This window comes from Streptomyces sp. NPDC001100 (assembly GCF_053598575.1).
Map to the genome: position 1 here is coordinate 26,062 of NZ_JBSFKO010000043.1, position 26,979 is coordinate 53,040.

Sequence of the window (26,979 nt, forward strand, 5' to 3'; positions counted from 1 at the left end):
GGCCCTCAGGCCGCCCAGGCCACGGCATCGGGCAGCAGCGGCTGCGCGATGTCGAACAGCAGCCGCCGCTGCCAGAGCATCCGGTAAGCAAGATCAAGACCCGTCAGCTCATCCAGCCCGCTCGCCGCCACTCCCGCCCGCAGCCCCGCCGGCTCCCTGAACGCCTCCAGCAGCGCCCGCCCTTGACCTTCCTGGCCGCCTACGGGGAACCGGTAGCCGGCCAGCCACCCCAGATTGCGTCCACGCAGCCCCGCCGGCTCACGCACCTGCCGCACCCGCCACCCGGCCACCCGGGCTACCTCCTCAAGCACCTCAAGCCTTGATGCGGGCAGGCTCTCCTGGCGAGCAGTCACCAGCACCAGCACCTCACGCGCACCGTCGGCCGTGCGCGCCAGGAAATCCGGGCGCCACCGGCGAAGGCGGCCTCCCGCCCGCCACCGCAGTTCCACCGGGCCGGCACTGAACGCCGCCCAGGCCGGCTCGAAGTCCAGCTCCACCGCCAGCCGCCACTGCCGCAGGCTGCCGCACACCACGGTCTGCTCCCGCGTCGCCACCGGCCAGTAGGTGATGATGCCCTTGCGGCCCCGGTAGGGCACCGGCTCGCTCACCGGCCCGAACTCCTCCAGCACCACGCCCCGAAGCCCAGACGCACCGCACGAGTGCACCGGCCCGTGCGGCTCGCGGTACAGAGCCACGACGCCCTGGCCCGTGCCCGGCACTGCCTCACCTTCCAACAGATCGCCGGAGGTCTCCACCGCGCTCACGCTGCCCACCCCCGGTCCCACAGCCGCACGACCCCGCACACCTGCCCGGCCAACAGCTCCTCCAGCTTCAGCCGCTGACCGTGCGCCAGCTGGCCGACGAAACCGCCCGCCGCCGATTTCTCCCTAGCGGCAGCGGCCGACAGAAGCCGAACAGCCAAGCTCCTGCCACCTGTTCACCGACCCCCACCACTTCCCGGCGACGACCCCCACCACTTCCCGGCGACGACCGCCGCCAGGGCCGGCCCCGCATCTCACCATGCTGCTCCGCGTCGCGCCGCGAGAACTTCTCCGCATGCCGAATACGCCTGAAAGGGTGAACAAGTCTGCGATTCGGGGAAACCGGCAGCCCTCTGCCCGTACGGGCTATCAGGCTCCAGGCAGGCAAGGGAAGAAGCGGGTTTCTGGTGCCGCTATGGCCTCCAGGGCACCTACGGTCACCCAGCCGCCGAAAGTGCGGGTCAGAAGGGGGCCCGGAGTGTGTTGTCCAAACGTACCGGGGCGTGTGTGGGCTGTGATGCTCTCCACGGTGACGCCAGGAGCGGTCTCGACCAGCGCGAGGCCGTCGTCGGTGACGTCGAGGACGCCGAGGTCGGTGATGATGCGGTGGACGCGTTGCTCACCGGTGAGCGGCAGGGTGCACTCCTTGAGGATCTTCGGACTGCCGTCCTTGTGGTGTGGTCCATGAGGACGATGACCCGGCGGGCGCCGTGGACGAGATCCATCGCGCCGCCCGTACCCTTGACCATCTTGCCGGGGATCATCCAGTTGGCCAGGTCGCCATGTGCGGAGACCTGCATGGCGCCCAGGACAGTGGTGTCGATATGGCCGCCGCGGATCATGCCGAACGACAGGGCGGAGTCAAAGAAGCTGGCGCCGGGCAGGACGGTGACGGTCTCCTTGCCCGCGTTGATCAGGTCGGGGTCGACCTCGGCCTGGGTGGGGTAGGGGGCCGGTGCCGAGGATGCCGTTCTCGGAGTGCAGGACGACGTGCACGCCGGGCGGGAGGTGGCCGGGGATCAGGGTGGACGGGCCGACACCGAGGTCGACGTAGGAACCGTCGGTGGGTTCGGCGGCGGCGCGGGCGGCCATCTGGTCACGGGTCCAGGCCATCAGGTCCGTACCGTCCTCTTCTCGATCTGTTTGTCGGCGGCCTCTTCAGCGGTGAGAGCCACCACCCGCTGGACGAAGATGCCGGGCAGGTGCACCTCGTCGGGACGCAGTTCGCCCACTTCGACGAGTTCCTCGACCTCAGCGATGGTGATGCGGCCGGCCAGGGCGGCCAGCGGATTGAAGTCGGCGGCTGCGCGGCGGAAGCAGAGGTTGCCGTGCCGATCGCCGCGCCAGGCGCGGACGAGTGCGTAGTCGGTGGTGATGCCGTGCTCCAGGACGTACGGGCGACTCGCGAAGTCGCGGGTCTCCTTCGGCGACCGAGCCGTCGGGGACATAGCGCCAGGGCAGGCCGCCTTGCGCGACCTGAGTGCCGACGCCGGCCGGAGTGTAGAAGGCAGGGACGCCTGCGCCGCCCGCCCGCAGGCGTTCGGCGAGCGTGCCCTGCGGAACGAGTTCCCCCTCCAGCTCGCCGGACAGGTACTGCCGGGCGAACTCCTTGTTCTCACCGACGTAGGAGCCGGTGACCCGGGCGATGACGATTGAACTGAAGCACGAGGAGGCAGAGGGCCGGCAGCCGGTCTGCCAATAGGTTAAGTTTGGAAAGGCAACCCAGATGGTTAGGTGAGGAGCCTGCATGACGCTGAGCGGCGAGCGGGGAGGAGGCCGTGGCGACGCGGCCGGTCCTCCCCATGGCAGGGCGGCCGCGCACGGACGTGACATCGGGAGCCTCCACGTGCGCGGCAGGCCATGAGCGAGGCTCCACGGGGTGCCGTGGCCCGGAAGAGGAAGGCCGTCGTGGCGGCCCTGAGCGTGTGCGGAGAGCGATGGTCCCTTCTCGTGATCCTGGAGATCTCTCAGGGAGTGCACCGCTTCAGCGAGATCCTCCAGTCCACCGGTGCTCCTCGCAATACCCTGGCGACCCGGCTGCACAAGCTCCAGTTGGCCGGCCTGCTCGAGCGGCGGCAGTACAGCACTCAGCCGTCACGCTACGAGTACCACCTGACGGACGCCGGACATGACCTTGAGCCGGTCCTGGCAGGGCTGTCGTGCTGGGGTGACAGATGGGTGCTCGGAGGGCAGGAAGCATGCCCTGCGCCCAGGCGGGGCTGCCCACCGCAGACTCCCGAAGTCGGGGACTGGCATCCGCTCGCCAATCCCCGCAAGGTTCCCGACAGTGCCGACGACGCCGACGGCATGAGGCCATCCAGCCGTACCGCAGCCCCCGCAGATCCCCTCGGAAGCGAGACAGGACGTGACGACCGAAGAGGGCCGTAACGCCGCCCAGCCGGTACTTGGGCCTCTGACCGCTGCAGCGATCTTCCTCGTCGTCAGTGTGAACCCCGGCGGCGAGGAAGCCGCGCGCAGCCTGCTGTCCCAGGTGTCGCAGCCGCAGCGCGCGGTCGGCTTCGGCTACCCGGAGGGCGGGCTGAGCTGTGTCGCCGGTGTGGCCTCGGCGGTGTGGGATCGCCTGGCGTGGCCTGCGCCGTAGGCTCGACCCCGGCTCCCTGCATCGCAGAGCGGGTAGGTGCCGGCCGGCCGGCACCTACTCCCGCACCGGGTGGCCGCCTCGCGGCTGCGGGATGCATCGGTGACATCAGTCTGAGTAGTTAAATAAAAGTTGGCTGGGTGGATCGGTTCGGGCAAGTCGGTCGGCGGGAGAGCCTCCCGGGCTCGCCGCCGGACGATCGCAGCCGGCGCGTGGTGAACGCGGAAACCGCGGCCCCGCCGCACGGGGCCTCGCCCCTCGGGCGACGGGCCGCGGCAGCGGTGTGCGTTGCCACCGACGGCCGTCTGCGCAGGGTTCCGGGGCCGGCGGGGCAGGAGCAGCTTCCCGGACGACTGGAGAGACCGGCCGTGCGAGGTCAGGCCTGTGCCAGATCGTCCAGCCGGGACAGCGCAGACTGGAGTTGTCTGCGCAGGTGATCGGTTGTCGCCCCAGGCAGTCCGAAGCGGGCGCGCCGCAGGTCCGTGGCGTGAAAGGCGATGCGGTCCAGGTCCCTGAGCTGACGCAGAAGTTCCGAGGCCCGCAACTCCTCCGGATCCTGTGTGCGGGGGTCATTCTCGTGCGGACCCCCCGTCGTGGCCTCGAGGGCTGCACCGCTCGTGAACAGTGCGAAGTCGCAGCAGCCGTGCATGTAGTGGTGAGGCTCCTCCGCCATGGTCGGCAACGTTCGTAGCAGAAGCCTCGCCCTCCGCGAAAGCGCCCGGGCTCGCCTCGTCGGGCCGTCCGCGGCGGACGGCCCGACGAGGCGAGCATGCCGGCAGTACGCTGGAACACGGCCAGAGCGGAAAACGACAGCGGTCGGGCGGCGGTGCCGATGGAGCCGGTAGAACGCCCGCTGGACGAGCCGGAGGGCGAGAGGCCCTTCAGGCCGGGCGACCGTGACGCACTCCTGCTGTCCACCACCAGCCGACTGGTGCGAGAACTCGGCGCGGCCGCCGTGACGGTCTTTCTCCATGTACCCGGCACTGCGGAACTGCGTGCAGCAGCCGTCGCCGTGACCCCCCTGGGAGTCGGTTCCATCGAGCGGGTCTCGGTGGACGACGACGTCTATCCATCGGCCCGGGCCTGGCGCACCGGCAGGGTGGCCACGGCGCAGTCCGCGTCGATCATGGCAGGCCACCCGATGCTGTCCGTTTTCGCCCCCTTTCCCTACCAGGCCTCCGCGGCACCGCTGGCCTCGGCGACACGCCGCTTCGGGACGCTCACGGCCTTCTGGCTGCGGGCGAACGTCCGAACCGACCCGGGGGAACTGGAACGGCTGGAACAGGCCGCCTCCGCCCTCGCCGCCCGGCTGGATGAGCTGGCGCAAGCGGAGATCCCTCTGACTCCGCCCGCGGTACCGCTGGTGACGGCGGTCGAAGAAACAGGGACGGGCCCTGGGAACATCACCTCGTCCACCGCTCCGCTGATCTACCACCTCCACAAGCTCGCGATCCGCCTCGCAGACGCCCCCAGGCTCCAGGACGTCATCGACCGGACGATCGAGCGTGCGATGGGCGGCTTTCTGGCCCGCGCCGCAGTGATCACCCTCGTCGACGGCGAACGCCTGCACCTCGCGGGCGCGGCGGGTTGCGGTGCGGAGTATCTCCGCACCGCAGAGGGAACCCTGCTCGGCCAGACATCGCCCGAGGCCGACGCCATCACCAGCAGGCGGCAAAAACTCTACGACCCCATGGACGGGCGAACCCGCGGGCGCCTGGTCGGCGAAGCAGCGGATGCCGGATGCTTCTGGGCCGTCCTGCCCCTGTCCACCGGCCGACTGCCGGCCGGGGCGCTCTCCCTGGCCTTCGCCACCGAACGCACCGACATCGTCGCCGAGGAGGCAACGCTTACGGCTCTGGCCACGACAGTCGCCCAGGGGCTCGAGCGTGCCCGGACGAACGAGACGCAGCACGCGCTGGCGGAAGCCCTCCAGCAGACCCTCCTGCCGCGGATGCTGCCGCAGCCGGCAGGCATTGTCGCCACCAGCAGGTACGCATCGGCCACCAGTGGAATCGAGCTGGGCGGTGACTGGTACGACCTGATCACCCTCCCCAGCGGAAAGATCGTCATGGCGATCGGGGACGTCGAGGGCCACAACACCTCGGCCGCGGTCGTGATGGGACAACTGCGCAGCGCAGTACGCGCCTACGCCGCCGAGGGACACGACCCGGCACGGATCCTTGAACGGGCCAACCGGGTCCTGGTCGACCTGGACACCGGTCTGTACGCCACATGCTGCTGCGCCCTGCTCGACCCCGATACCGGCGCCCTGCAGATGGCCACCGCCGGACATCCTCCGCCGGCGGTCCGCACCACCGACGGAGCCGCTGCCCCATGGGACCTCGACGTGGGAATGCCGCTCGGCGTCGACGCCGAGGTGCGCTTCGAGGCTGCAGAAAGGCAACTCGCGCCGGGGACTCTGCTCGCCTTCTACACCGACGGCCTGGTCGGCTTCGCGGATGCCCTCGACCCGGAAGCCCTGCAGGAGGCCTTCCACGGCGGCAGCCTCGAGGCACTGGGGGACGGCCTCATCGCAAGATTCGACAACCAGCGCACGCGACACACCGACGACGCCGCCCTGATGCTGGTCCTCTACGAGGGGCCCTCGTCCGAAGCCCGGGAAAACGTCCGGCAGCTACGGATCCACCGACGTGACCTGCAGGGAGCACAGCGTACCCGCCGACTGCTGCGCGAATGGCTGGAGGGATGGGGACTGTCCGACATGATCGACGAAGAAGAACTGCTGGTCTCCGAGATCGTCACCAACGGGCTGGTGCACGGCGACAGTGACGTCCACGTCTACGTGCGCAGGTATACCGAGCGGGTACGGGTCGAGGTGCGCGACAGCGATCCTCGACCCGCGCGTACCGTGACCATTCCGCGCGAGGAGGACCAAGCCGAAGGCGGACGGGGACTGGTCATCGTGTCTGCTCTGGCGTCGGCCTGGGGCAACTCACCCAGCGGCCGCGGCAAAACAGTCTGGTTCGAACTCCCCGTCCCTGACGCGCAGCACTGACCCGCCTCCCCGGCACACGCACACGACGCGGCGACAGAAGCCGGGCGCCCCGCGGATCCCGCACGGGGGCGGCACCCAGTTGCATCGCCGCGACCGGCCTGTCGTTGTCGGCCCGGCCCGAGGCGCCGGCGTGTCAGTTCGCCAGTTCGCCGGACTCCTCCGGCACCTCGTCCTTCGGATAGGCATCGGTACGGATGGTCGCGACGTCCGCCCACGGCACCTCGTAACCGAGATCGTCGATGAACGCCACGTGCACCGGCCGGTCGGTGCGCCGCGCCCGGCGCTCGATGCTCGGCCCCTCGGTCCGGGGCAGATGGCGGTCCCCCCACTGCTGCAGCGCCCCCAGCACCACCTCCAGCTCACGGCCCGCATCGGTGAGGTGGTACTCGTAGCGCGTGCGGCTGCCGGGTTCCTGATAGGGCTCCCGGTACATGACCCCGGACTCCACGAGCGTCCCCAGCCGGCGACTCAGTACGTCCGCCGCCAAACCCAGGGCAGACCGGAAGTCCGCGAACCGGGTGGTACCGGTCAGGGCCTCCCGCAGGATAAGCAATGTCCAATTCTCGCCCAGTACCCCCAGACTCCTGGTGACGGAGCAGGTGGAGTCGTGCATCCATGAATGTGCCATGGAACTAATGCTACCTGAGTCTTCGGTCCGGATCCAGATGGCGCTAATCCGTCGGACTTAAATGATGTACAACATGAAAAGCGCCTCCTGCTTCCTTGTGGGGGCGGTCCCGGGAATGAACTGAGCCGCCTTTCGGGGCGCCTTGTGGCCGCGCTCACGATTGGCCCGGCCGGGTTCTGCCCAGGCATCGCCGTACCGCCATCCCGGTGATCCGGTGACGCGTCTCGCGACCCTGTCCCGTGAACGCTGTACGGGATCACCGCGTCGCGGTGTCGATTGGCGGAATCGCTGGTTGATGCCGTGATCACCCCAGTTAGCCGCTGATCACCGCCCGAAGGTGCGGGGCCGCCGGGCGCCGCCGGCGGGTGTTCGCCGGCGGCGCCCGGCGGCCCCCCGCTCGTCTCTCCCTGCCTGGACCCCATTCTTTTCTTCGGCAGCACATAAAGAGCTGGAACGGCTGGACGGCCGAGGAGTGAAGACCAGAGTGGATGCGTGCAGAAAATAGATATATTTTCCCTCGGGATAATATACCGAATTCCGCAATGTGAGGATTCATTCGGGGTGTGGAAAACCCACCTGAATATTCGGATGGATTAATTCTGATCCCCGCTCGGATCATTACGTGGACGGCAGGCCATTTCGGCGACTTGGCTCCGGCCGGCTTGGCGGATGCGGGAGCGCGCTGCCGTTGAGGATCCTGTCGCCGACGCGCCGGGCCCGCTGCGAGGCCGGTCCGGCTGGATTGCCTGTGAAGACTCAGCATGCTAGGTTGTTTGCCAGGACTCAGCAGGTCACGGCAGGTCGATCGTTGCCGCAGGTCTTCGGCCGTGGAGCAGACCGGTGCCGGAATGCGCCTCAGCAGGCGCTCTCTGGCAGGTGGGACGGACCATGAGCCTGCCTGTGGTGCTGAGTGAGGCCCTCTTCCGAAAGCCCCGTATGGAAACCGACCCTGGACACAGCAATCTGATCAGCCGTAAAAGCCGGCTCACCGCGCCGGTGCGGCGTAATCGGAATGCCGCTCACGGCCGGGCCGGAAACGCACGGGTCCCCCGCGGCCGCGGGGGACCGGCGTCCCTTCGGGATCGAAAGTTCAGCCGATCCTACGGAAGCCGCCCTATTCCGCAGGCCCCGAATACGAGTGACCCGACTGGTAGTCCGTCGCTGCCGGTGGCCGGGAGGGCCGCCCCTCAATGGCGCCGCCCTCGCCCGGCCGAATGGGCGAAAAGCGCAGACGACGCGCTGCGGGGAGCAGCGATGGCTCTCCGACCTCCTGCCGGGGGCGGTGCCGACTGAAACCAGCGGCCTCTCAGCTCCAGGAAGGCCATCCAGCCACCCCGCCCGACAGCCGCGCCGCGCGCGGCGTGAACAGAGGACGCACGACTATGTCGACGCCCCAACCGACCGAGGCAGCGCCGGTCCTCAGCGACGCGCAGTGGACCCGGCTCAAGACGTACGGGAATGAGCAGCTCACCGAAGCCGGCGACATCCTCTTCCAGGCCGGTGAGGCCAACGCAGACATGATCCTCGTGGAGTCCGGCGGGATCGAGATCCTGCGGCCGGCAGGCTCCGACGCCGACGAGGCCGTCGTCGCCAGCTACGAATCGCGCCAGTTCAGCGGCGAACTGAACCTCCTGACCGGACAGACCACGTACCTCAACGCCCGCGTCTCGGCGCCCGGAGCGGTCTACCGGGTGGGACCGGCGTCCTTTCGACGGCTCATGGACGAGGATCCCGAGCTCTCGGACATCATCCTGCGGGCCCTGCTGGCACGGCGCGAAAACCTACGGGCCAACGCCGCAGCCAGCAGCATCGTCATCGTCGGCCATGACCTGTCAGCATCCGCCATGGCGTTGCGCACCTATGCGGCACGCCAGCGCCAGCCGCACACCTGGGTTCTCGCCGACACCCCGGCGGGAGAGACCCTGACCCGCGTCGTGGACGCCGCCCCCGACGACTTCCCGCTGGTGATCACGGGGACGACGGTGCTCAGACGGGCCACTCCCGCCCTCCTGGCCGAGCACCTCGGGCTGTCCTACCAGCACGTCCACGGCAGGACACTGGACCTTGTCGTCATCGGCGCGGGCCCGGCAGGACTTGCTGCCGCCGTCTACGGCGCCTCGGAGGGCCTGCAGACGCTGGTCCTTGACTCCGTGGCGGCAGGCGGCCAGGCAGCGGCCAGCTCGCGGATCGAGAACTACCTCGGCTTCACCTCGGGCATCAGCGGGGCCGACCTGACCGCCCGCGCCGCGGTGCAGGCGCAGAAGTTCGGGGCCCGCATCGCCAGCCCCTGCGAAGTCGCCGAACTGAGCGCGCATGGTGACACGCTGCGGGTGGTATTGAAAGACGGCACTGAGATCGACAGCCGGGCAGCCGTCATCGCCACCGGCGCCAGCTACCGGTCGCTGCCGCTGCCCAGGTGGAGCGAGTTCGAAGGCGCGGGTATCTATTACGCCGCCACCGAGCTGGAGGCCCGTACCTGCGGCGCTCATCCGGTAGCCGTCATCGGCGGCGCGAATTCTGCTGGCCAGGCCGCCCTCTACCTCGCCGGCAGGGGCAGCACCGTGAACCTGGTGGTGCGCGGATCGGACCTCGGCGCCGGCATGTCGTCCTATCTGGCCGACCGCATCCTCGCCCACCCCGCGATCACGGTGCGCACCTCCACCGAAGTGACCCGGCTGTGCGGCGGCGACCGGCTGGAGGAGATCCAGGTCCGGAGTAACGCGGCGCCGACAGACGCCGAGGTCGAACTCGAGTGCCGGGGCCTGTTCTGTTTCATCGGCGCACGCCCGGCCACGGACTGGCTGGGGAGCGCGGCCATGGACGAGGACGGATTCGTCCTCACCGACGTCCACCTCAGCGACGACATGCTCCAGGACCGGTGGGCGGACCTGGGCCGCAGGCCGCTGCCGTTCGAGACCAGCCTTCCGCGGGTCTTCGCCACCGGCGACGTACGCGCCGGTTCCATGAAACGCGTCGCCGCAGCCGTCGGCGAGGGCGCCAGCGCCATCCGGTCGGTGCACATGTCGCTGAGCCCACTCACCGCCTAAATTCCCCGCCCAGCCGACACAGTCCCACCCGCCTTGCCTCTCGCGTCAATGCCGCCGCGCCAGGATCTGATGAACCCACGCCCTCCTCACCCGAAGCAGGACACGCCATGACCGCATCACGCACCCCTGTCGTTTTCATCCACGGCCTGTGGCTGCACGCCTCCAGCTGGAGCCCCTGGCTCGACCTGTTCCGCGAGGCGGGCTATGAGCCTCTCGCCCCGGGATGGCCGAACGAGCCGGACACCGTCGCGGAAGCCAGGCGCACCCCCGAACTCGTCGCCGACACCAGCATCGCCGCCGCCACCGATCACTTCCGCGGCGTCATCGAGTCCCTCGACCAGGACCCCATCGTCATCGGCCACTCCTTCGGCGGTCTGATCGCCCAGAAGCTTCTCGGCGAGTCCCTGTGCAAGGCGGCGGTCGCCGTCGACCCCGCCCAGATCAAGGGAGTGCTGCCGCTGCCGCTGGCGCAGATCCGTTCGGCGCTGCCTGCTCTGGGCAACCCTGCCAACCTGCGCCGGGCGGTCTCCCTGACGCGCGAGGCGTTCCGCTATGGCTTCGCCAACGCCCTGCCGGAGCAGGAGGCCAACGAGCTCTACGACGCCTGGACCATCCCCGCTCCTGCCCGGCCCGTCTTCCAGGCGGCCACTGCCAACTTCTCGCCCCGCTCGCAGGCCAAGGTCGATACCGGCAACTCGGCCCGCGGCCCGCTGCTGCTGATCTCCGGCACCGAGGACCACACCGTGCCGGACGTCACCACCCGCGGCACGTACAAGCAGTACCGGCACTCCAGCGCGGTCACCGAGCTCAAGCAGTTCGCGGGCCGTGGCCACTCCCTGACCGTGGACAGCGGCTGGAAGGAGATCGCCAGTTTCGTCCTGCAGTGGCTCGAGGAGCACCAGCTCTGACAGCTGCCGGGACTCCACCGGGTCGTGATGAGCGCCGAGAGGAACAGACATGACCGCCTCGTACGAAACCATCAGCACCAGGCTGGAAGGCAACGTTCTGTCCGCCACCTTCAACGCCCCGCCGATCAACCTCATCGGTCCCGAGGTCGTGCGCGACCTGGTCGGACTGCTTGAGGAGCTCTCCCGCCCGGCCGCAGCCCGCGTGGTGGTCTTCGACAGCGCGGATCCCGACTTCTTCTTCCCGCACGTCGACATGACCAAAGTCCTCCAGTACACCGCCGAAGCCGCGAAGGCCGGAGGCCCGGGCGACGCCTCCCTGGGGATGCTCTTTCGCAGGCTGAGCCAGATTCCGGCCGTCACCGTCGCCAAGCTGCGCGGCCGCGCGCGGGGAGCGGGCAGCGAATTCCTCCTCGCCTGCGACATGCGCTTCGCCTCCCTGGAGAACGCCGTCCTGGGCCAGCCCGAAGTCGGCATCGGCGCCCCGCCGGGCGCGGGCGCCATCCAGCACCTCACCCGTCTGATGGGCCGGGGCCGAGCCCTCGAAGCCGTACTGACATCGGCCGACTTCGACGCGGAACTCGCCGAGCGCTACGGATGGATCAACCGCGCGGTGCCCGATGCCGAACTGGACGAGTTCGTAGCCGGCATCGCCGCGCGCATGGGTGACTTCCCCCGCGATGCGCTGATCGCGGCCAAATCGGCCATCAACGCCATCAGCCTGCCCACCGCGGCCGACGTGCGCGCGGATGCCGCACTGTTCCAGCAACTCGTACGGGGCGAGGAAGTGCAGCGACGCGCGGCCGAGCTGTTCAAGCAGGGCTTCCAGACCCGTGGCCGTACCGAGCTCGACCTCGGCGACGCACTGCGCGACTTGAAAGCCACCGACTGATGCAGAAGAACACGGCCATCCGCGCCGACCACCGCCTCATACCGCCCCAGCCCGGCGTCCCGCTCGCCGGCCGGCGAGGATTCTGGATCGTCACCACGGTCCTGGCCTTCTCCCTCACAGCCGCCAGCGCCCCCACCCCGCTCTACGGCGTCTACGCGGCCGACTGGAACTTCTCGGAGATCACCCTGACCGTGGTGTTCGCGGTCTACGCCGTGGCGCTGCTGGGAGCGCTGCTGGCGTTCGGCACGCTCTCCGATGCCATCGGCCGCAAGCCCGTGATCATCATGGCTCTGGCGTGCCAGGTGATCGGCCTGCTCTGGTTCATCACCGCCGACAGCGTCGCCTGGCTGGTGGCGGCCCGTATTGCGCAGGGCCTGGCAACGGGCCTGGTCAGCGCGGCGGTATCAGCGGCCCTGCTGGACCTGCAGCCCCCGGGGCGGACCGGCCTGGCCGCGCTCATGAACGCACTTGTCTCCACGGCGGGCCTGGGCGCAGGAGCCCTGGGGTCCGGAGCCCTGGTCGAGTACGCTCCGCATCCCGAACGCCTGGTCTACGTCGTCTTGCTCCCGGCCGCCGTGCTGCTGCTGGTCCTGACGGCCGTCCTCGTCGACGAGAGTGTCACCACGAAATCCAGGCCGCGCCTGTGGAGCAGCATCAGTGTGCCCAAGCCTGTGCGGCCCGCCTTCCTGGCAGCGGCGCCCTGCCTGGTCTCCACCCTCGCCCTGGGCGGACTGTACTTGTCCCTGGGACCGTCCCTTGCGAGTCAGCTCAGCAACAGCCACAACCATCTTCTGGGCGGCGCCGTGCCCGCCATGCTGTGCGGCACTGGCGCCCTGGCGACCGCGGTACTGCGCTCGGCGCCGGCCCGGAGCTGCATGATCGTCGGCTGCACTACCCTCGTATCCGGCTCCCTCTTGACGGCGGCAGCCCTGAGCCTGGGCAGCCCTGCCCTCTTCTACGTGAGCACGGTGATCGCCGGAGTCGGCTTCGGCACCGGCTATCTCGGGGCCCTGCGCAGCCTCGTGAGCCTGGTCGGCCCACAGCATCGGGCCGCACTCGTCTCCGCGATCTACATCGTCGTGTACACGGCCTTCTCCGTCCCGGTCGTCGTGGCCGGCGTGATGGCCACGCACATCGGCCTCAGGCACACGGCGATCACTTTCTGCGGGGTGTTGGCAGTGCTCGCCCTGACGGCACTGGTGGCCACCCTGCGCAGGCCGGCCCGGCCGCAGCACCCCGCGCCTTCCGACCGTGCGGGTCTGCCTGACCCGCAGTCCTCCTGAAAGGAACTACCTGCTATGTCTGCCACCGTTCTTCTCGTCCACGGCGCGTTCGCCGACGGCTCCAGCTGGAACAAGGTCATAGCCCACCTGCGCAAAGCGGGCATCACCGCCCGCGCCATTCCCAACCAGCTGCGCGGGCTGACCGCTGACGGCGAGTACGTGGCCAGCGTGGTCGCCCAGACCGAAGGCGATGTCGTCCTGGTCGGCCACAGCTACGGCGGCCCCGTGATCACTTACGCCGGCAGCACGGCCGACAATGTCAAGGGCCTGGTCTTCGTCGCCGCCTTCGGCCTCGACAAGGGCCAGAGCGCCCAGGAAGCGACCGGCGGCTACCCGGAGCCCGAGCTGGTGAGCGCGCTGCAGCCCTGGTCCTACCCGGGCAGCGACGTCCCCGAGCTCACCATCCAGGTCGACAAGTACCGTTCCGTGTTCGCTGCCGACGTCACCGACGAAGAGGCGGCGGCTGGCGCCGCCAACCAGCGGCCCGCCTCCGCCGTGGCGCTGGGGGAGCCGCTGTCGGTCGAGCCGGCCTGGAAGCGTGTGCCGAGCTGGTGGGTGGTTGCCGGGGCTGACAATTCCATCAACCCGGACTACCAGCGGGCGACCGCCGAAGCCATCGGGGCGACGGTCACGGAGCTGGAGGGCGGCTCGCATTCGATCGCCGTGTCGCGCTCCCGCGAGGTGGCGGACGTGATCATCGAGGCGGTCCGCTCAGTGTCCTGAATCTGATGGGGGCGAGGCATCGCCTGGCCCGCAAGCGGCCAGGCGATGCCTGGTCTCAGCCAGAATGTGGTCGGAGAGCGCCGGATCTGCCTCACGCACCGCGCGGGAGAGCACGATGGCGCCCACCATCCCGGCCAGCAGGAAGTAGTCCGGGGCGGCGGTGCCGTCGTCGTCGACCTGAGCGTGGCTGGCCGATCCGAGAGCACGCGCCATCCCGGTGATGCCGGAGGCGAACACGTGCTGGAGTTCCACAGATTCTCGGCCTGCGTCACCCGCCAGAGCTGCGACTGTGCACCGGCTTTGCGGGTTGTCGCGGTGCGCGGTGGACACGTAGTCCTCAAGGACCCGCCGAAGGGGGGAACCGGCGTCGGATCCGCTGTCGGGCGGGGCTTGTTCGTGCTGAACCGCGGTGATGCTGTCGCGTGTTCCCCGGGCGCAGGCCTCTTCGGTGAGTGCTTCCTTGGAGTCGAAGTGGCCGTAGAACCCGCCGTGGGTGAGGCCCGCGGCTTTCATGATGTCGTCGATGGAGACACCGGTGAGCCCGTTCACCCGGAACAGGGTCGCCGCGGCGTCCAGGACACGCTCACGGTTTGCTGTGGCCTGCTGGCGTGTGACGCGCATCCCAACCTCCGGGGTGAGAGCTGCCTGCCCTGCCGCATAGATGTTACATGTCATGCATGTGCCTCTACAGGTTGCGCAGCATTTAACTTCCCGTGGGCGTCCACGCCAGGCCGAGTCCGGCCGTCGAAGACGCGGAGCTGCGTCTGCCTCCTCGCCGGGACCTCCGACGAAGGGAGCGGACCTGGGCAAAGCCGGGGAACAAACGCCTGCCGCTCGCATGCGGGCGTGTGCAGCCTACGAAGAGCCTCAGCCGGGTGCCGCCGGCCCGGGGGAGGGCGACCTCGCTCGGCGCTGAGGAGCGACCGGGCCGTAGCGCGAGGAGCCCGTGCAGGTGGCCGGCCCTGACCCTCGCCTGCTGCACGGGCATGGCACCGAGGGCCACCGTGGGTCCGCAGAGGTGCGCCCTCGCGCGCCTTGCGGTCGGGCGCTCGCATCCGGCGCGCCCGGTGGGCCGCGCAGAGCAGGGGGAAGCGGAGGGCGCGGGCGCAGCAGGGCGGGGCCCGCGAGGGCGTCCCTGCTGCCGTTCTCGACGCCAGACGCGCTGTCGTTGCCCTGTGTGCCACGCGTCGCATCGATGCCGCAGTGCTGCAGGCCTGCACGGCTCTTGCCCACGCGGACATGCGCGGAGATTCAGCCGAACGTGGGCAGGACGCGCCCGGCGGCCCATTCGGTAACGACTTGATAACGCGCTGGCCGCGTGACGGCCAGAAGATCCTTCCCGCGGGTGCCGCGCGGCACCCGCCAACTTCCGGCGGCAACGGGGCCCTTGGGGGCGGGCGTCGAGGTATCCGGCCGCCGTCGGCCCTTTGCGATGGTCCGATCCCGCGACGGAAGGGGTGGGTGGATCGGGAGTCGAGGGGTGAGCACCGAGCGATCTGGATTGCCCAACACAACTCAGTGGGCTAAGTTGTAAATCAGAACTCAGATGCCGCTCTCGGACGCAATCGCGCCGAGACCGCGGCAACATACAGAAAGGGCCCAGCATGACCGTCACCGGCACTTCCGAGTGGTACGGAACCTTCAGGGAGGGCAAGGGGACCCTCTCCACCACCACGGACACCCTGAGCGGCACGCCCTACACGTTCGCCAGCCGCTTCGAGGGGGCACCGGGCGCGATACCGGAGGAACTCCTGGCCACGGGCCACGCAGGCTGCTTCAACCACGCCCTTGCCAACATCTCCGGCCAGAACGACCTCACCGTCGAGTCGGTCACCACGGCAGTCGAGCTGTCCATGGGGACCGACGACCACGGGCCGGCGATCACCAAGATCCACGTGACGACCACGGCCCGGATCCCCGGCGCCAGCCAGGAGAAGTTCCAGGAGATCGCCGAGGGCGCGAGGGCGTGGTGCGCCTTCTCCAAGGCCCTGTCGGTCGACATCACGATGGACGCCACCCTCGCCGGCTGAACACGCCAGACGCCGCCGCCACCGGGCGCCGGTGCACCCACAGAAAACCGAGGAAAACCATGTCATTCGTCGAAGACTTCAAGCCCACACAGCTCACTGTCACCGAGACGTCACCGACGCTGTGGCGGGTGACGTTTGACAACCCCCCGGTCAACGTCATCGGCCCGGACCTGATGCGCGATCTGAAGGAACTCCTGACCGAACTGGAGAGCAACGACACGGTCAACGTCGTGGTCTTCGACAGCGCCAACCCTGAATTCTTCCTCGCGCACTACGACCTCGAGGCGGACCCGCAGATCGCGGAGGCACTGCCCGGCACGACGGGCTTCCCGGCCTGGGTCGACATCCTGGTACGGCTCAGCAAGCTGCGCGCCGTCACCATCAGCGCGATCCGGGGCATCGCCCGCGGAGCGGGCAGCGAGTTCGTGCTCGCCACCGACATCCGATTCGCGAGCGCCGAGAAGGCGATCCTGGGCCAGATGGAGGTCGGGTTCACCGCCGTGGCCGGCGGCGGAGCCACCGCGCGGCTGGCGGGCCTGGTCGGCCGCGGACGCACCTTCGAGATCATGCTGGGAGGCGAAGACTTCGACGGTGTACTGGCAGCACAGTACGGCTACGTGAACCGCGCCGTACCGGATGCGCAGTTCGAAGCGTTCGTCGACGCCTACGCCACCCGGGTGTCCAAGTGGGATCACCAGGTGCTGACCGACCTCAAGGGCTTCGTCAACGAGTTCACCCTTCCCGCGGACGAGGTCTTCCCGCGCCAGTCGGACGCCTTCTGGGCTGCGGCCTCCCGCCCGGAATTCCAGTCCATCAACGGCCAGCTGTTCCAGCGGGGCCTGCAGAAGAACACCCACATCGAGCGCAACCTGGGTGCCGAGATGGGCCGCACCTTTCCCAAGCCCACCCCGTGACGGGTTAGCTCTGGCTGACCCGTCTGAAAAAGCACCACCACGCAGCGCGCGGGGCCGTCCGGGCGGTGAGGGGCGCACGCCATGCACAGGGACTGCCCCCTCATCGCAGCACAGCAGCGCCGGCCGGTCCTGCGTCACCACACCGGCCCCACTTCCCTCAAGGAGACCGCCAGGATGACTCTCCATGGAATCAACCCTTCCATTCCCCCCTCCGGCAGCGGCTGTGTGGAGTGCGACGAGAGCGGGGGCTGGTGGTTTCATCTCCGGCGCTGCGCCGAGTGCGGGCACGTCGGCTGCTGTGACGACTCCCCGTCCCAGCATGCCCAGGAGCACTGGCTGCAGGCGGGTCACGAGATCATGCAGAGCTTCGAGCCGGGAGAATCCTGGTTTTGGAACTACCGAACCCAAGAGGGCCTGAGGGGGCCTGCCCTGGCCCCTCCCCACGCCCACCCGCTCGACCAGCCGGCCCCGGGACCCGCCGGGCGCGTCCCCGCCGACTGGCAGTCCAAGCTGCACCCCTGACCCCGGGACCGCCGGCCAGTGCCCGCGCGGAGCGGCAGCCGAGCGGGGGAGACGCTGGCTGGCGTCACGCACTCCGGCCCGCGTCCTTGTGACGCAGCCTGCGGCCCCTCCTGCCGCCCGTTCCCCTGAACTCAAACGCCGCGAGCTCAGGCGGGTGAGGTGCGGCGGCGAGACCGCAACCGTGCGCGACGCTACCCCTCTGGATTGTTAGTTGCAACTCAGAAGCTGGGTCTGTGATCCGTGGCGCCCTCACCCGGTTTCCGCGTTTTCACCGAGAGCGTCGACCCTATTTGCCCGTGCCCTGGCTCATGGCCGACCGGCCCGTCCCTGGAGGTACTGCAAACAGCCGGAGGCTCTCCAGGGGGTAGCGCGTTGGCGTGACCGCTTCGCTCAGGGCTTCCTCGAACACGGGGGTGCCGCGTTGCAGAAGGTCCAGCGCTGCGGGAGTCAACTCGACATCGGCGCCTCGCCGGTCGTGGTCCGACGTCCGCCTCATGAGCAGTTCGCGCTCGTGTAATCGTGTGACGAGTCTGCTGGTTGCTGACTGGCAACACGGTCAGCGCAAGGAACTCGCGGGTACTCAGCCCGAGGTGTTCCTGCAGCTTCCGTTCTATGTGGGCTTCGATCTCACGGTGGAGCTGGTCGAGGGTTCTCCATCGCTGTCCCAGCATGGTCACGTGGCTCATCGCGCGCTCTCGATAGGGTGTCTGGGGAAGTACTACTGGGTGAAGGGCAGACCGGCGCGGACGGGCAATCGGCTCACCGGCCGGCACGTGGCTTCGTGGCCGTATGTTCCGCCACAGGGCTCACCAGGCCTGTTTCAGCCGCTAGGCAAGGGGGCGTCGTCGGACTCTTTGCGGCGGTCCGGTGGTTCATCGGCCGTCTCCGGGATTGGCCTGATGGCCTGAGGCGAGCGCCGCCGCTGCGAGCGGGGCGAAGTCAGGGTCTGTCCTGCGATCTCTGCGCCGCCATGGCGGCCCCGACGATGCCCGCGTCATTGTGCAGCTCCGCGGGAACCACCGGGGTCCTGATGCTGTGCAACAGGGGCAGGAAACGGTCTGCTTCGCGGCTGATCCCGCCGCCCAGCACGAACAGCCCCGGGCAGAAGAGCATCTCGAGGTGCGCCAGATACCTCTCCAGGCGGCGCCCCCACAAGGCCCAGCTGAGCCCTTCGGTCTTCCGGGCTCGGGCGGACGCCTGCGTCTCTGCGTCGTGACCGTCCAGTTCCAGGTGACCGAGTTCCGTGTTGGGCACCAGGACGTCGTCCACGAAGACGGCACTGCCGATACCGGTGCCCAGAGTCAGCACAATCGTGGGCCCGCTCCCGGGTCGGGGAGTCGCGTGCGCCTGCTGGCGTCCGGCTCCGTGGGCCATCTCTGCGATTCCGGCAGCATCGGCGTCGTTCATGACGACCACAGGCTGGTCCAGATGCTCAGCCATTAGGCTCGCGGCGTCCCTGCCGACCCAGTTGGGATGCATATTGGCCGCGCTCTGAGTGATGCCGTTGGCCACCACGCCGGGAAAGGCGACCCCGACAGGGCCCCGCCACCCGAAGTGCTCGACGACGCCGCGAACTGCGTCCGCCACGTCCTCGGGCTTTCCCGGGTGGGGAGTTGCTACCTCATACCGGCTCGAGGCGAGCATTCCGGCCTCGAGGTCGACGGGCGCGCCCTTGATACCGGTGCCGCCGATGTCCACACCGAATGCTTGCATGACCTTCCGAATGACGACGGGGAATGTGGCCGCCTCGGGTACGTGCCGAGGCCATGCCCCCTCTCGATCCTTCGGCACTCAGGCCGGGACGGGGGCGGAAGTCGAAACGCCGTGAGTGTCTTCGGCGGCCGCCCCATGGCCGTCATCCGAGCCGGGACACTCACGGCGTCCAACGCGCCACGGACTTTGCGGGTTCGTCAGGGGGAACCTGCACGGGGGAGTCGGTCCGGGCGCGTTGGTCCGAAAGCGGTCAGCGGGCCTGCGCAGCCTGCTCTACAAGCCCGGTGACCGCGCCCGGGTTGGTGAGGGCCACCACGTGGGGGGCGTCCACCTCGATGGTGCGGGCGTGGGCGCGCTCGGCCATGAACCTCTCCGCAGCTGCCGGAATGGTGTGATCGTTCTTGGCGACCAGGTACCAGGACGGGATGGACTTCCACGCGGGCTGGCCCGACGCCTCGTTGGTCGCCTGGGCGGTGACCGGACGCTGCTCGGAGCTGAGCGCAGCGACCTCCGGGTCGCTGACGGAGTCGTCCAGGAACATGTCCCGGTAGTGGTCGGGCTTGAGGTAGAGGTCGATTCCCTGCGTGCCGTCGGCCTGAGTGAAGGGCACCGCGTTCAGCGCGGTGGGCACCGGGGCGTTGGGGTCGTCAGTGATGTGCGTCCCGGGGAACTTGGCCACCAGCTCGTTGGAGGTCTCGCCCTTGTCCGGGGCGAACGCGGCGATGTAGACGAGAGCCTTCACGTTGGTGTTGCCGCGGGCGGCGTTGGTGATGACCGACCCGCCGTACGAGTGGCCCACCAGGATGATGGGGCCGGTGATCGACTTCAGGTAGTCGGACACGTAGGCCGCATCACTCGACAGGCCCCTGAGCGGCAGTGCGGCCGCGTCCACCGGGTATCCGTCGCGGTGGAGGCGCTTGATGACGCCGTCCCAGCTGGATGAGTTGCTCCAGGCGCCGTGGACCAGGACAACGGTCGGCTTGGGCCCGGAGGATTCGTGCTGTGCGGGGCTGGCCATGGCCAGAGGTGCCAGGCCGGCCACAAGGGCGAGGCTGGCGGCCCCAACCGCGGTACGTGCAGTAACACGTCGCAACATGGTGCAACTCCAAGGGTGATATGCCGCGGCAACTCCTGTACAAGCACCACAGCGTTCGTGTGTCTGGCTGAGCGTCGGGGGGCCGCAGACCTCCGGCCTGTGCGCTCCTCCGTGCGGTCCGCCCGCTTCGTCATGGCCTTCCGGCCGGATGCGGTGCGGTCTGCGCTGAGGGTTCCCGAGCATACGCTAAGTTGCCTTAAACAATCCAGAGGGCTAGGTTGTTCTGGGTCACAGGAACGGCAGGGGCGGGTCGGGTCTCTCCCGGCCGGGCAGGCGAACTCCAGGAAGGTCTGGTGGTGCGCTGGCCCGTCGGCAAGAAGACCAGATGAAGCCGCTGTCGGGCAGCAGGGAGGCGCACGGTTCTTGGTGGCGGCGCCTGTGGGCGCAACGGCGACAAGGGAACGGTGGTGCGGGTGAGCAAGAGAGCTCACTTGCCTCCTGCAACTCAGCAGGGCCTCGGCCACCCTGATGTCCCTGCCGCTGGCAGAAGCCGAACAGAGGAAGCAATGAAACCTGACATCCACCCCGTCTCGCGCTACGTCGTCTTCCGCGATCGTGCCGGAGGCGCGGCGTTCCTCGCCCTGTCGACGCTCGACTCCGACAAGACGGTCGTGTGGGAGGACGGCGCCACCTACCCCGTCGTCGATGTCGAGGTGTCGTCGGCCAGCCACCCCTTCTACACCGGGGCGGCACGCGTCATGGACACAGCCGGCCGAGTCGAGCGGTTCGAGCGCCGTTACGGACGGCGCGCGGATGCCGGGGGAGAGGCCGACGGACGCCCGGCGGAAGACCGCTGAGGGCGGGAGGCGGCGGTACACCCCGCATGCCGCGGCCGCGGCGGAGACGCGCGTGATCTCGAAACCGGCGCCGCGCGCCGTGGGAACGGTGACGCGAAAGAGCAGCACTCACTTCAGCGGATGAGGGATTGATGTGGACGACGTCACCGAAGCGCAGCGTGGCGCCGTGAAACCGGCACCGAGCAGTCCCCCGTGGGCCGTTCACCTCCTGTCGCTTGCGGCCGGCTCGGCCATCGCGGTGGGAGTGATCTACCTTCCGCAGACACTGCTGACCGCCATGGCTGCCGACTACCACGTCACGAGTTCCGCCGCAGGCATCCTGCCCACCGCTGTCCAGGTGGGGTATGCCCTGGGGATCTTCCTGTTGGTTCCCCTGGCCGACCGGGTTGCTCCACGACGTCAGGTGACGACGCAGTCAGTGCTTCTCGCGGCCGCGTTGCTGCTGACCGCTGCCATGCCTGACGTGGTGGCTGCTGCCGCGGGATTCGCCATCGTGGGACTGGTCGCCAACATCGCGCAGATCATCATTTCGGCGTCAGCCAAACTCGCACCGCCGGGCGCCGCGGGCAGCACTGTGGCGACGATCGTCGGGTCGCTGGCGGTCGGAATCTTCGGCGGACGGATCCTGGCGGGGCTGCTCGTCGGCACGATCGGATGGCGCTGGGTGCTCGTGGCCTTCGCCGCCCTCGTGCTGTCCGTACTGCCCGCCCTGCGCGGGGCCCTTGCCCCGGTGCAAGCGAGCCCCGGTCCGACGGGATACGGCAGGCTGCTGCGGTCAGTGCTGAACGCTGTGCGCCGTAGCCGCACGACAGCCGAGTCCGTGATCTTGCAGTTCTTCGTCTTCGCGGCGTTCAACGCCCTCTGGGCCGCCATGGTGCTGCACCTGAGCGGGCTCCGGCACGGATGGTCCTCCGGTCAGGCGGGTCTGTTCGGCGTGGTAGGTCTGGCGGCCGGTCTCATCAGCCCGATCGTGTTCCGCGCGCTGAAGGGGCTGAGCGAACTCAAGATTTCCGGAATATTCCTCCTCGTATTCTTCGCGGCCATGTCCTCCATTGCTTTCGACGCGGATTCCATTCCCCTCTTCGCCGCCTCAGCCTTCCTGGCCACGTCGGCGAACCAGTTCATCCAGACAGCGGCTCAGCGGCGCGTTCTCGAGGCGAACAGCGAACATCCGGCAGCAGCCAACGCGGCCTTCATGATGGGGGTATTCGTCGGTGGCGCCGCCGGGTCGTTCGCTGGTGTGGCTGCCTTCACGGCGGGGGGAATGAAGCTGGTCGGCGTTCTGGGGGCGCTGCTGATCGTATGTGCAAGCGCCGTATGGGGGCTCGCTGTTCAGCGCGAACGCCAGGAAAGCGGCGCCTTCAGCCCCCTGGGCCGCACACCCTAGGCCGCCTTCCCATCTCCACCTCGGGCGGCGAGGTGCGGATCGATTGCACCCGCCGAGATATTCATCCCATCCCCAGCTTCACCTTCAGTGAAAGAGACGTGAAATGACGGAACAGCTCAGCTATCCCATCGGCACGACCGGACTGGTACTGATCGACCTCCTGAACGACTTCCTGGCCGGCGACGGGAAGATGAACCCTGCCATCGCCGAACAGCTCAAGAGCCAGGATCTGATCGCGAGACTGGAGCGCCTTCTGGCCGGTGCGCGCGAAGCCGGCGTCAAGGTCCTCTACGCTCCCCATGGCCTCGACGAGCACACCTTCGACGACATCAAGTACATCCACCCGACATTCCAGGGCGGCCTCGCGAACCAGGTGTTCTGGAAGGACAGCTACGGCGCCGACTTCTACGAGTCGCTGCGCCCGCAGGACGGCGAGACCGTCCTGGGCCGGCACCGGATGTACGACTCCTTCATGGGCACCGACCTGCAGGAGCAGCTGCAGGCCCAGGGCATCGAGAAGGTGGTGTTCGCCGGACTGACGTCCGGGACGTGCATCGAAGGAACAGGACGCCACGCCCTTGAGGCGGGATACCACGTCACGTTCCTCACGGATGCGGTTGCCGACTTCACGGCCGAGGGGCACCGCGCCGCCGTCGACATCGCCTACCCGGCGTTCGGGCACACGGTCACCACCATCGACGAGTTCCTCGCCGCCGTGGACAAGACCGCCGAGCAGTAAGCGACAGGATTCCCCTCCGTTCCGTCCCACCCCCGTGGTCGGTCCCGGAGGGGAGCAGAGGGTCAGCGATGGTGGTCGCTGACCCTCGCGCGCGGCCGGCAGCCCCGACCGGGTACGCCGCAAAAAGGCCGCGCAACGCCAGTGCCCGGGAGCAACGACGTAAGCCGTTGCTCCCGGGCACTGCCCGCTGACCGCTCTCGCGGCCGAGGACGGGCCGCCTGTTCGGGCGCTACTCCTGACGGTTTGGTGTCCTGCTCTGCGCTGCACCGCGGATGAGGTCGGCAGCCTTCTCCGCGATCATGATAGTGGGGCCATTGGTGTTGGCTCGCGTCACTTCGGGCATGACCGAGGCGTCCACCACGCGCAGGCCCGACCCCCCTGACACGCAGTGAGGGGTCAACGACGGCCAGGTCGTCCGTTCCCATCGCGCAGGTGGAGGCCGGGTGATAGGTGGTCTGCGTCCAGCGGCGTACGCCCGCGCGCAGGCTGTCCTCGCCGGTGTCCTCCGCATCCGGAATCAGCGATCCGATGGTGTGCAGATGGAAGGGGCCGGTCTGGCTGATCTCCACCGCCTCGCGGAGGCCGGCCACCATCACCTCCAGATCGCGGGGGGGGGGTAGAGGGCGAAGTCGATGTCGGGGTGGTCAACAGGACTTGAGGAGCGCAGGCGTACGGTGCCCCGGCTGCGAGGCTTGAGGACCACCGTGACATTGGTGAACGCCGACCCGGTCAGTGCAGGCAGGCCTTCCCCCAGAACCGTTGCCCCGGCCATGAACTGAAAGTCCGGGACGCCGGCATCTCCCGTCGTGGACAGGAACCCTCCCGCCGCGGCAAAGGCCGAGGCGAAGGGGCCGCGCCACTTCTCCTGGAACAGCTTCAGAGCAGAGGGGTCGCTGACGAGCTCCGGCACGGTGGGAGTGCCGACGTAGACGATGTGGGGGACAGCCGGGTGATCCTGCAGATTGCTGCCGACTCCCGGCAGGTCGACCAGTACCTCGATGCCGTGCTCCTGCAGATGGGCCGCAGGGCCGATGCCCGAGAGCATCAGCAGCTGGGGGGAGTTGATGGATCCTCCCGACAGCACGACCTCGCTCTGCGCGCGCACGGTGACCTCGTCGCCCGCGGTGCCGTGGTAGGACACGCCCACGGCGCGTCCCTTCTCCAGGGGTACACGCGTGACCAGGGAGTGCGGGCGCACCGTCAGGTTGGGTCGGGACAGTGCTGGGTGCAGGTAGGCATCCGCGGCCGACCAGCGGCGGCCGTCGCGAATGGTGGACTGGTACAGCCCGGTCCCTCAGCGCCGAACACGCTTCGCCAGCGCTCGTAGTCGTCCGGGTTCCTGCGCAGGTAGACGTTGGCATTGACCGACGAGCTGCCGCCGTACCCCCGGCCGCGGGGCACCCCTACCGGCTTGCCGAGGTGCTTCAGCTCGACCGACAGATAGCCCCAGTTGAACTCCCCTGCCAAGAGGGGCAGGAGGGACCAGGGCATCGCGTGCCTGGGATCGCGGTCCTCGCCGCCGGCCTCCAGGAGCAGGATCGTCACGGACGCGTCCTCGGAGAGCCGGTTGGAGAGCACGCTCCCGGCGCTGCCGGCTCCGACGATGACGTAGTCGAAAGAATCGGGTGATGACATGCAGGACTCCTGACGTGTGTGCAGGACTGCTGGGCGAACCGCGGATGTGAGGAGGGCAACAGCCCGCACTGCCAGGAGCACCCCCGCAGCCGTGCCGTCAGATGCAGCCTTCCGGGGCGTCGCCGACATGAACTTCGCACGCTGCTTGCAGGGGCACCCGGTATGCGGACGGGGATGCCGAGAACCCTTGCCCGCACTCACCTAAGTAGGAAAATGCAACTTAGATGAGTGCGGGTGGGATGAGCAACCGCACAGGCGGCCGGCGTGCGCCTCGTGGGGCCGGAGGTCGCCGAACTGCTGCCCGAGCCGACTCTGGCTCAGCAGTGGGACCTGGCGGCGCATGAGGTGGCGCACAACGCGCATGTCGATCCGATGCCCGGTGAAGCGGCGAAGGAGGCCGCTCACGGGCTTTCCGGCCACATAACCGACCTTCGGCGGGTGTCGTCTCCTCCGTCGAACTTCTCCGCTCAGTGTCGGGTCGACCCCTCTGGCGGCCGGGGTGAGGGTCAAGGCTGAGGCTGCGGGCAAGTCAAGAGGTCGCGTCGCCGCATGGAAGAGCGCTTCACCATCTGAGTTGCATTATAAGATTCAGATGTGCTTGTGTGCACTGCTCCCTGATTCGCCTGCGCATGAGATTGGTGGCGTGTAGCCGTTGATGACCCTGGAAGTCGGCGTTGTCCTGCTGGCCGTCGTTCTGGGCCTGACCTGGGTCGCACGGCGTTTGCACGTCAGCGAACCCGTGCTGCTGCTCGTGGGCGGTGTACTGCTGGGGCTCGTCCCCAAATTCCAGCACGTGGGTCTGCCTCCCGACCTGGTCCTCCTCATCTTTCTCCCGCCGCTGCTGTATGCCGAGTCGCTGACGATCTCGCTCCGGCAGATCCTCGCCAACCTGCGGACCATAGCGATGCTCTCGGTCGGGCTGGTGCTCATCACGGTGGTCACGGTCGCGGGCACGGCGCATGGTCTCGGCATGGCATGGCCCATGGCCTTCGTCCTGGGAGCCGTTCTCGCCCCCACCGACGCCACGGCGGTCTCAAGTGTCGCGCAGGGCATGCCACGCAGCACGCTGACGACAATGCGCGCGGAGAGCCTGGTCAACGACGGTGCGGCTTTGGTCGTGTTCTCAGTCGCCGTGGACATCGCCGCCGACGGCCAGCCGCTGGACTGGGGCTTCGCGGCCGCGCGATTCGCGTTCAGTTATCTCGGCGGTCTCGTGATCGGCGTTGCCGTAGCCGCCGTCGTGATCGCTATACGGCGACGTGTCAAGGACCGGGCCATCGAGAGCGGCTTGAGTGCTCTCACCCCGTTCGCGGTGTACCTTCCTGCGGAACTCACCGGAGCTTCCGGTGTGCTCGCAGTGGTCGTCAGCGGTCTCCTCATCAGTCGAGCCAGCCCCCTCCTGGTCACAGCCAGAAGCCGCATTCAGACGCTCGCCTTCTGGGACGTGACCACCTTCCTGCTCAATGGCTCGCTGTTCGTGCTGGTGGGCATGCAGCTTCCCAGGGCGGTGAACGGGCTGCGTTCACTGGGTCTTATGCAGGCATGCCTTCTCGCGGCCGCCGTCGGCGCAGCGGTGGCCGGTACCCGGCTCGCCTACGTCCACCTGGTGCCGTCACTGCTGCAGGCCATTCACCGAAGGCGAGGGGGCAGCACACGCTGGGCGGGTGCCCGCCAGCGTATGCCCATCGCGTGGGGAGGTGTGCGGGGGGCGGTTTCTCTCGCTGCGGCGCTTGCCGTCCCGGAACACGTGGCCGACGGCGCAGCGCTGGCCGGCCGAGATGTCGTGGTGTTCACGACGGCGGCGGTCATCGCGGGCACCCTCCTGGTTCAGGGGCAGACACTGCCGCGCGTCATCCGGTGGGCGCGTCTGGAGGAGGATCTTTCCGAAGCGGATGAGGAGCGGCTGGCCAGGCAGCGCGTGGTGGAAACAGCGCTGGCGGTACTTCCTGCCCACGCTTCGCGACTCGGTGCCGCGCCGGAGGTGGCGGCCCGCGTGGAGCGGGAGCTGCATGAGCAGGCTCGCCTCCTGGGCACGGACAAGGAGCCCGCCCATCACATCGAACGGGATCTCCGGCAGGCATTGCTGGACGCCAAGAGAAGCGCTCTGGTCGACCTGCGCGACGGGCGCCGCATCGATGACACTGTGCTGCGGCGGGTCCAGGAGACCTTGGATACTGAAGAGGTATGGCTTGCGAGGCGGGAAGCAGCCGCCAGGTCAAGGAGCCATGTCCCCGCACAGCCGTCGATCCGGGCGGATTCACCGGCGGAAGGCGGCTGAACTGCGATGGTCCG

Annotated in this window: 25 protein-coding genes and 4 pseudogenes; 17 read left to right on the forward strand and 12 right to left on the reverse strand. The window is 68.7% G+C overall.

Annotation, left to right across the window (positions count from 1 at the left end):
- Nucleotides 1–5: 5 nt before the first annotated feature.
- The 4 genes and pseudogenes from ACWDEW_RS41020 to ACWDEW_RS41035 form a co-directional block, all read right to left on the reverse strand.
- Nucleotides 6–764: a TnsA-like heteromeric transposase endonuclease subunit gene (locus tag ACWDEW_RS41020; RefSeq protein ID WP_450520255.1), complete on the reverse strand. Its 759-nt coding sequence runs from the start codon at nt 762–764 to the stop codon at nt 6–8.
- A complete protein-coding gene (locus ACWDEW_RS41025; protein ID WP_450520257.1) occupies nt 761–922 on the reverse strand; it encodes a hypothetical protein in 162 nt (53 codons plus the stop codon). The genes ACWDEW_RS41020 and ACWDEW_RS41025 overlap by 4 nt, the downstream gene beginning before the upstream one ends.
- Nucleotides 923–1,265: 343 nt before the next feature.
- A pseudogene (locus ACWDEW_RS41030) lies at nt 1,266–1,874 on the reverse strand (3-oxoacid CoA-transferase subunit B); the annotation flags it as partial.
- Nucleotides 1,874–2,408, reverse strand: a pseudogene (locus ACWDEW_RS41035) (CoA transferase subunit A); the annotation flags it as partial. The pseudogenes ACWDEW_RS41035 and ACWDEW_RS41030, both read right to left, overlap by 1 nt.
- Nucleotides 2,409–2,621: 213 nt before the next feature.
- Between ACWDEW_RS41035 and ACWDEW_RS41040 the strand changes: the two are divergent.
- A complete protein-coding gene (locus tag ACWDEW_RS41040) occupies nt 2,622–3,149 on the forward strand; it encodes a winged helix-turn-helix transcriptional regulator (protein ID WP_450520259.1) in 528 nt (175 codons plus the stop codon).
- Nucleotides 3,127–3,363 (forward strand): Dyp-type peroxidase domain-containing protein, encoded by a 237-nt coding sequence (locus ACWDEW_RS41045; protein WP_450520261.1) that lies wholly within the window; start codon nt 3,127–3,129, stop codon nt 3,361–3,363. The genes ACWDEW_RS41040 and ACWDEW_RS41045 overlap by 23 nt, the downstream gene beginning before the upstream one ends.
- 373 nt (nt 3,364–3,736) lie before the next feature.
- Here the strand turns inward: ACWDEW_RS41045 and ACWDEW_RS41050 are convergent, their stop codons facing one another.
- Entirely contained in the window at nt 3,737–4,033 is a 297-nt protein-coding gene (locus tag ACWDEW_RS41050) for a hypothetical protein (protein WP_450520263.1), read from the reverse strand.
- Nucleotides 4,034–4,129: 96 nt separating this feature from the next.
- Here ACWDEW_RS41050 and ACWDEW_RS41055 point away from each other — a divergent pair, with 96 nt between their 5' ends.
- Complete coding sequence (locus ACWDEW_RS41055; RefSeq protein WP_450520265.1) at nt 4,130–6,376, forward strand: ATP-binding SpoIIE family protein phosphatase; 2,247 nt, start codon at nt 4,130–4,132, stop codon at nt 6,374–6,376.
- 133 nt (nt 6,377–6,509) lie between these two features.
- Here ACWDEW_RS41055 and ACWDEW_RS41060 read toward each other — a convergent pair whose 3' ends face one another.
- Nucleotides 6,510–7,004, reverse strand: a complete 495-nt coding sequence (locus ACWDEW_RS41060; protein ID WP_450520267.1) for a winged helix-turn-helix transcriptional regulator — start codon at nt 7,002–7,004, stop codon at nt 6,510–6,512.
- A gap of 1,382 nt (nt 7,005–8,386) precedes the next feature.
- On the opposite strand from ACWDEW_RS41060, the gene ACWDEW_RS41065 reads away from it, so the two are divergent.
- The 5 genes from ACWDEW_RS41065 to ACWDEW_RS41085 all read left to right on the forward strand — a co-directional run bounded on the left by ACWDEW_RS41065 (nt 8,387) and on the right by ACWDEW_RS41085 (nt 13,854).
- Nucleotides 8,387–10,051, forward strand: a complete 1,665-nt coding sequence (locus tag ACWDEW_RS41065; protein ID WP_450520269.1) for an FAD-dependent oxidoreductase — start codon at nt 8,387–8,389, stop codon at nt 10,049–10,051.
- A gap of 107 nt (nt 10,052–10,158) precedes the next feature.
- Entirely contained in the window at nt 10,159–10,959 is an 801-nt protein-coding gene (locus ACWDEW_RS41070; RefSeq protein WP_450520271.1) for an alpha/beta hydrolase, read from the forward strand.
- Between the two features lie 49 nt (nt 10,960–11,008).
- The gene (locus ACWDEW_RS41075) at nt 11,009–11,848 is read left to right on the forward strand and encodes an enoyl-CoA hydratase/isomerase family protein (RefSeq protein WP_450520273.1); all 840 of its coding nucleotides are present in this window, start codon (nt 11,009–11,011) and stop codon (nt 11,846–11,848) included.
- Nucleotides 11,848–13,131 (forward strand): MFS transporter, encoded by a 1,284-nt coding sequence (locus tag ACWDEW_RS41080; RefSeq protein ID WP_450520274.1) that lies wholly within the window; start codon nt 11,848–11,850, stop codon nt 13,129–13,131. Before ACWDEW_RS41075 ends, ACWDEW_RS41080 begins: the two co-directional genes overlap by 1 nt.
- Before the next feature lie 15 nt (nt 13,132–13,146).
- The gene (locus ACWDEW_RS41085; protein ID WP_450520275.1) at nt 13,147–13,854 is read left to right on the forward strand and encodes an alpha/beta fold hydrolase; all 708 of its coding nucleotides are present in this window, start codon (nt 13,147–13,149) and stop codon (nt 13,852–13,854) included.
- Here ACWDEW_RS41085 and ACWDEW_RS41090 read toward each other — a convergent pair.
- Nucleotides 13,843–14,475 (reverse strand): TetR/AcrR family transcriptional regulator, encoded by a 633-nt coding sequence (locus ACWDEW_RS41090; protein WP_450520277.1) that lies wholly within the window; start codon nt 14,473–14,475, stop codon nt 13,843–13,845. The two genes, ACWDEW_RS41085 and ACWDEW_RS41090, sit on opposite strands and share 12 nt — an antisense overlap.
- Nucleotides 14,476–15,458: 983 nt before the next feature.
- Between ACWDEW_RS41090 and ACWDEW_RS41095 the strand changes: the two genes are divergently transcribed.
- The 4 genes from ACWDEW_RS41095 (at nt 15,459) to ACWDEW_RS41110 (ending at nt 18,228) form a co-directional block, all read left to right on the forward strand.
- Complete coding sequence (locus ACWDEW_RS41095; RefSeq protein ID WP_450520279.1) at nt 15,459–15,884, forward strand: OsmC family peroxiredoxin; 426 nt, start codon at nt 15,459–15,461, stop codon at nt 15,882–15,884.
- Between the two features lie 59 nt (nt 15,885–15,943).
- Nucleotides 15,944–16,798: an enoyl-CoA hydratase/isomerase family protein gene (locus ACWDEW_RS41100; protein WP_450520281.1), complete on the forward strand. Its 855-nt coding sequence runs from the start codon at nt 15,944–15,946 to the stop codon at nt 16,796–16,798.
- A 174-nt stretch (nt 16,799–16,972) separates the two neighbouring features.
- Nucleotides 16,973–17,320, forward strand: a complete 348-nt coding sequence (locus ACWDEW_RS41105) for a UBP-type zinc finger domain-containing protein (protein WP_450520283.1) — start codon at nt 16,973–16,975, stop codon at nt 17,318–17,320.
- Nucleotides 17,321–17,841: 521 nt separating this feature from the next.
- Nucleotides 17,842–18,228 (forward strand): hypothetical protein, encoded by a 387-nt coding sequence (locus tag ACWDEW_RS41110; RefSeq protein ID WP_450520285.1) that lies wholly within the window; start codon nt 17,842–17,844, stop codon nt 18,226–18,228.
- A gap of 31 nt (nt 18,229–18,259) precedes the next feature.
- Here ACWDEW_RS41110 and ppgK read toward each other — a convergent pair whose 3' ends face one another.
- Nucleotides 18,260–19,033, reverse strand: a complete 774-nt coding sequence (gene ppgK, locus ACWDEW_RS41115) for a polyphosphate--glucose phosphotransferase (RefSeq protein WP_450520287.1) — start codon at nt 19,031–19,033, stop codon at nt 18,260–18,262.
- Nucleotides 19,034–19,283: 250 nt separating this feature from the next.
- The gene (locus tag ACWDEW_RS41120) at nt 19,284–20,051 is read right to left on the reverse strand and encodes an alpha/beta fold hydrolase (RefSeq protein ID WP_450520289.1); all 768 of its coding nucleotides are present in this window, start codon (nt 20,049–20,051) and stop codon (nt 19,284–19,286) included.
- Between the two features lie 584 nt (nt 20,052–20,635).
- Here ACWDEW_RS41120 and ACWDEW_RS41125 point away from each other — a divergent pair.
- From ACWDEW_RS41125 to ACWDEW_RS41135, 3 genes are all read left to right on the forward strand, one after another.
- Nucleotides 20,636–20,926 carry a type B 50S ribosomal protein L31 gene (locus tag ACWDEW_RS41125; protein ID WP_450520291.1) on the forward strand — a complete coding sequence of 97 codons (291 nt, stop codon included), beginning with the start codon at nt 20,636–20,638 and terminating at the stop codon, nt 20,924–20,926.
- A gap of 133 nt (nt 20,927–21,059) precedes the next feature.
- Nucleotides 21,060–22,313 (forward strand): MFS transporter, encoded by a 1,254-nt coding sequence (locus tag ACWDEW_RS41130; protein WP_450520293.1) that lies wholly within the window; start codon nt 21,060–21,062, stop codon nt 22,311–22,313.
- Nucleotides 22,314–22,416: 103 nt separating this feature from the next.
- Nucleotides 22,417–23,052: a cysteine hydrolase family protein gene (locus tag ACWDEW_RS41135; protein ID WP_450520295.1), complete on the forward strand. Its 636-nt coding sequence runs from the start codon at nt 22,417–22,419 to the stop codon at nt 23,050–23,052.
- 229 nt (nt 23,053–23,281) lie between these two features.
- Here the strand turns inward: ACWDEW_RS41135 and ACWDEW_RS41140 are convergent.
- The 3 genes and pseudogenes from ACWDEW_RS41140 to ACWDEW_RS41150 form a co-directional block, all read right to left on the reverse strand.
- Nucleotides 23,282–23,645 (reverse strand): annotated as a pseudogene (locus ACWDEW_RS41140) (GMC oxidoreductase).
- Nucleotides 23,645–24,337, reverse strand: coding sequence for a GMC family oxidoreductase (locus tag ACWDEW_RS41145; protein ID WP_450520358.1), 693 nt, complete (start codon nt 24,335–24,337; stop codon nt 23,645–23,647). Before ACWDEW_RS41145 ends, ACWDEW_RS41140 begins: the two are co-directional and overlap by 1 nt.
- The gene (locus ACWDEW_RS41150) at nt 24,253–24,687 is read right to left on the reverse strand and encodes a GMC family oxidoreductase N-terminal domain-containing protein (protein WP_450520297.1); all 435 of its coding nucleotides are present in this window, start codon (nt 24,685–24,687) and stop codon (nt 24,253–24,255) included. Before ACWDEW_RS41150 ends, ACWDEW_RS41145 begins: the two co-directional genes overlap by 85 nt.
- A gap of 261 nt (nt 24,688–24,948) precedes the next feature.
- Here ACWDEW_RS41150 and ACWDEW_RS41155 point away from each other — a divergent pair.
- Together ACWDEW_RS41155 and ACWDEW_RS41160 are read left to right on the forward strand one after the other, a co-directional pair.
- Nucleotides 24,949–25,119, forward strand: a pseudogene (locus tag ACWDEW_RS41155) (dihydrolipoyl dehydrogenase); the annotation flags it as partial.
- A gap of 223 nt (nt 25,120–25,342) precedes the next feature.
- Nucleotides 25,343–26,965 (forward strand): Na+/H+ antiporter, encoded by a 1,623-nt coding sequence (locus tag ACWDEW_RS41160; protein WP_450520298.1) that lies wholly within the window; start codon nt 25,343–25,345, stop codon nt 26,963–26,965.
- The last annotated feature ends 14 nt before the right edge of the window (nt 26,966–26,979 follow it).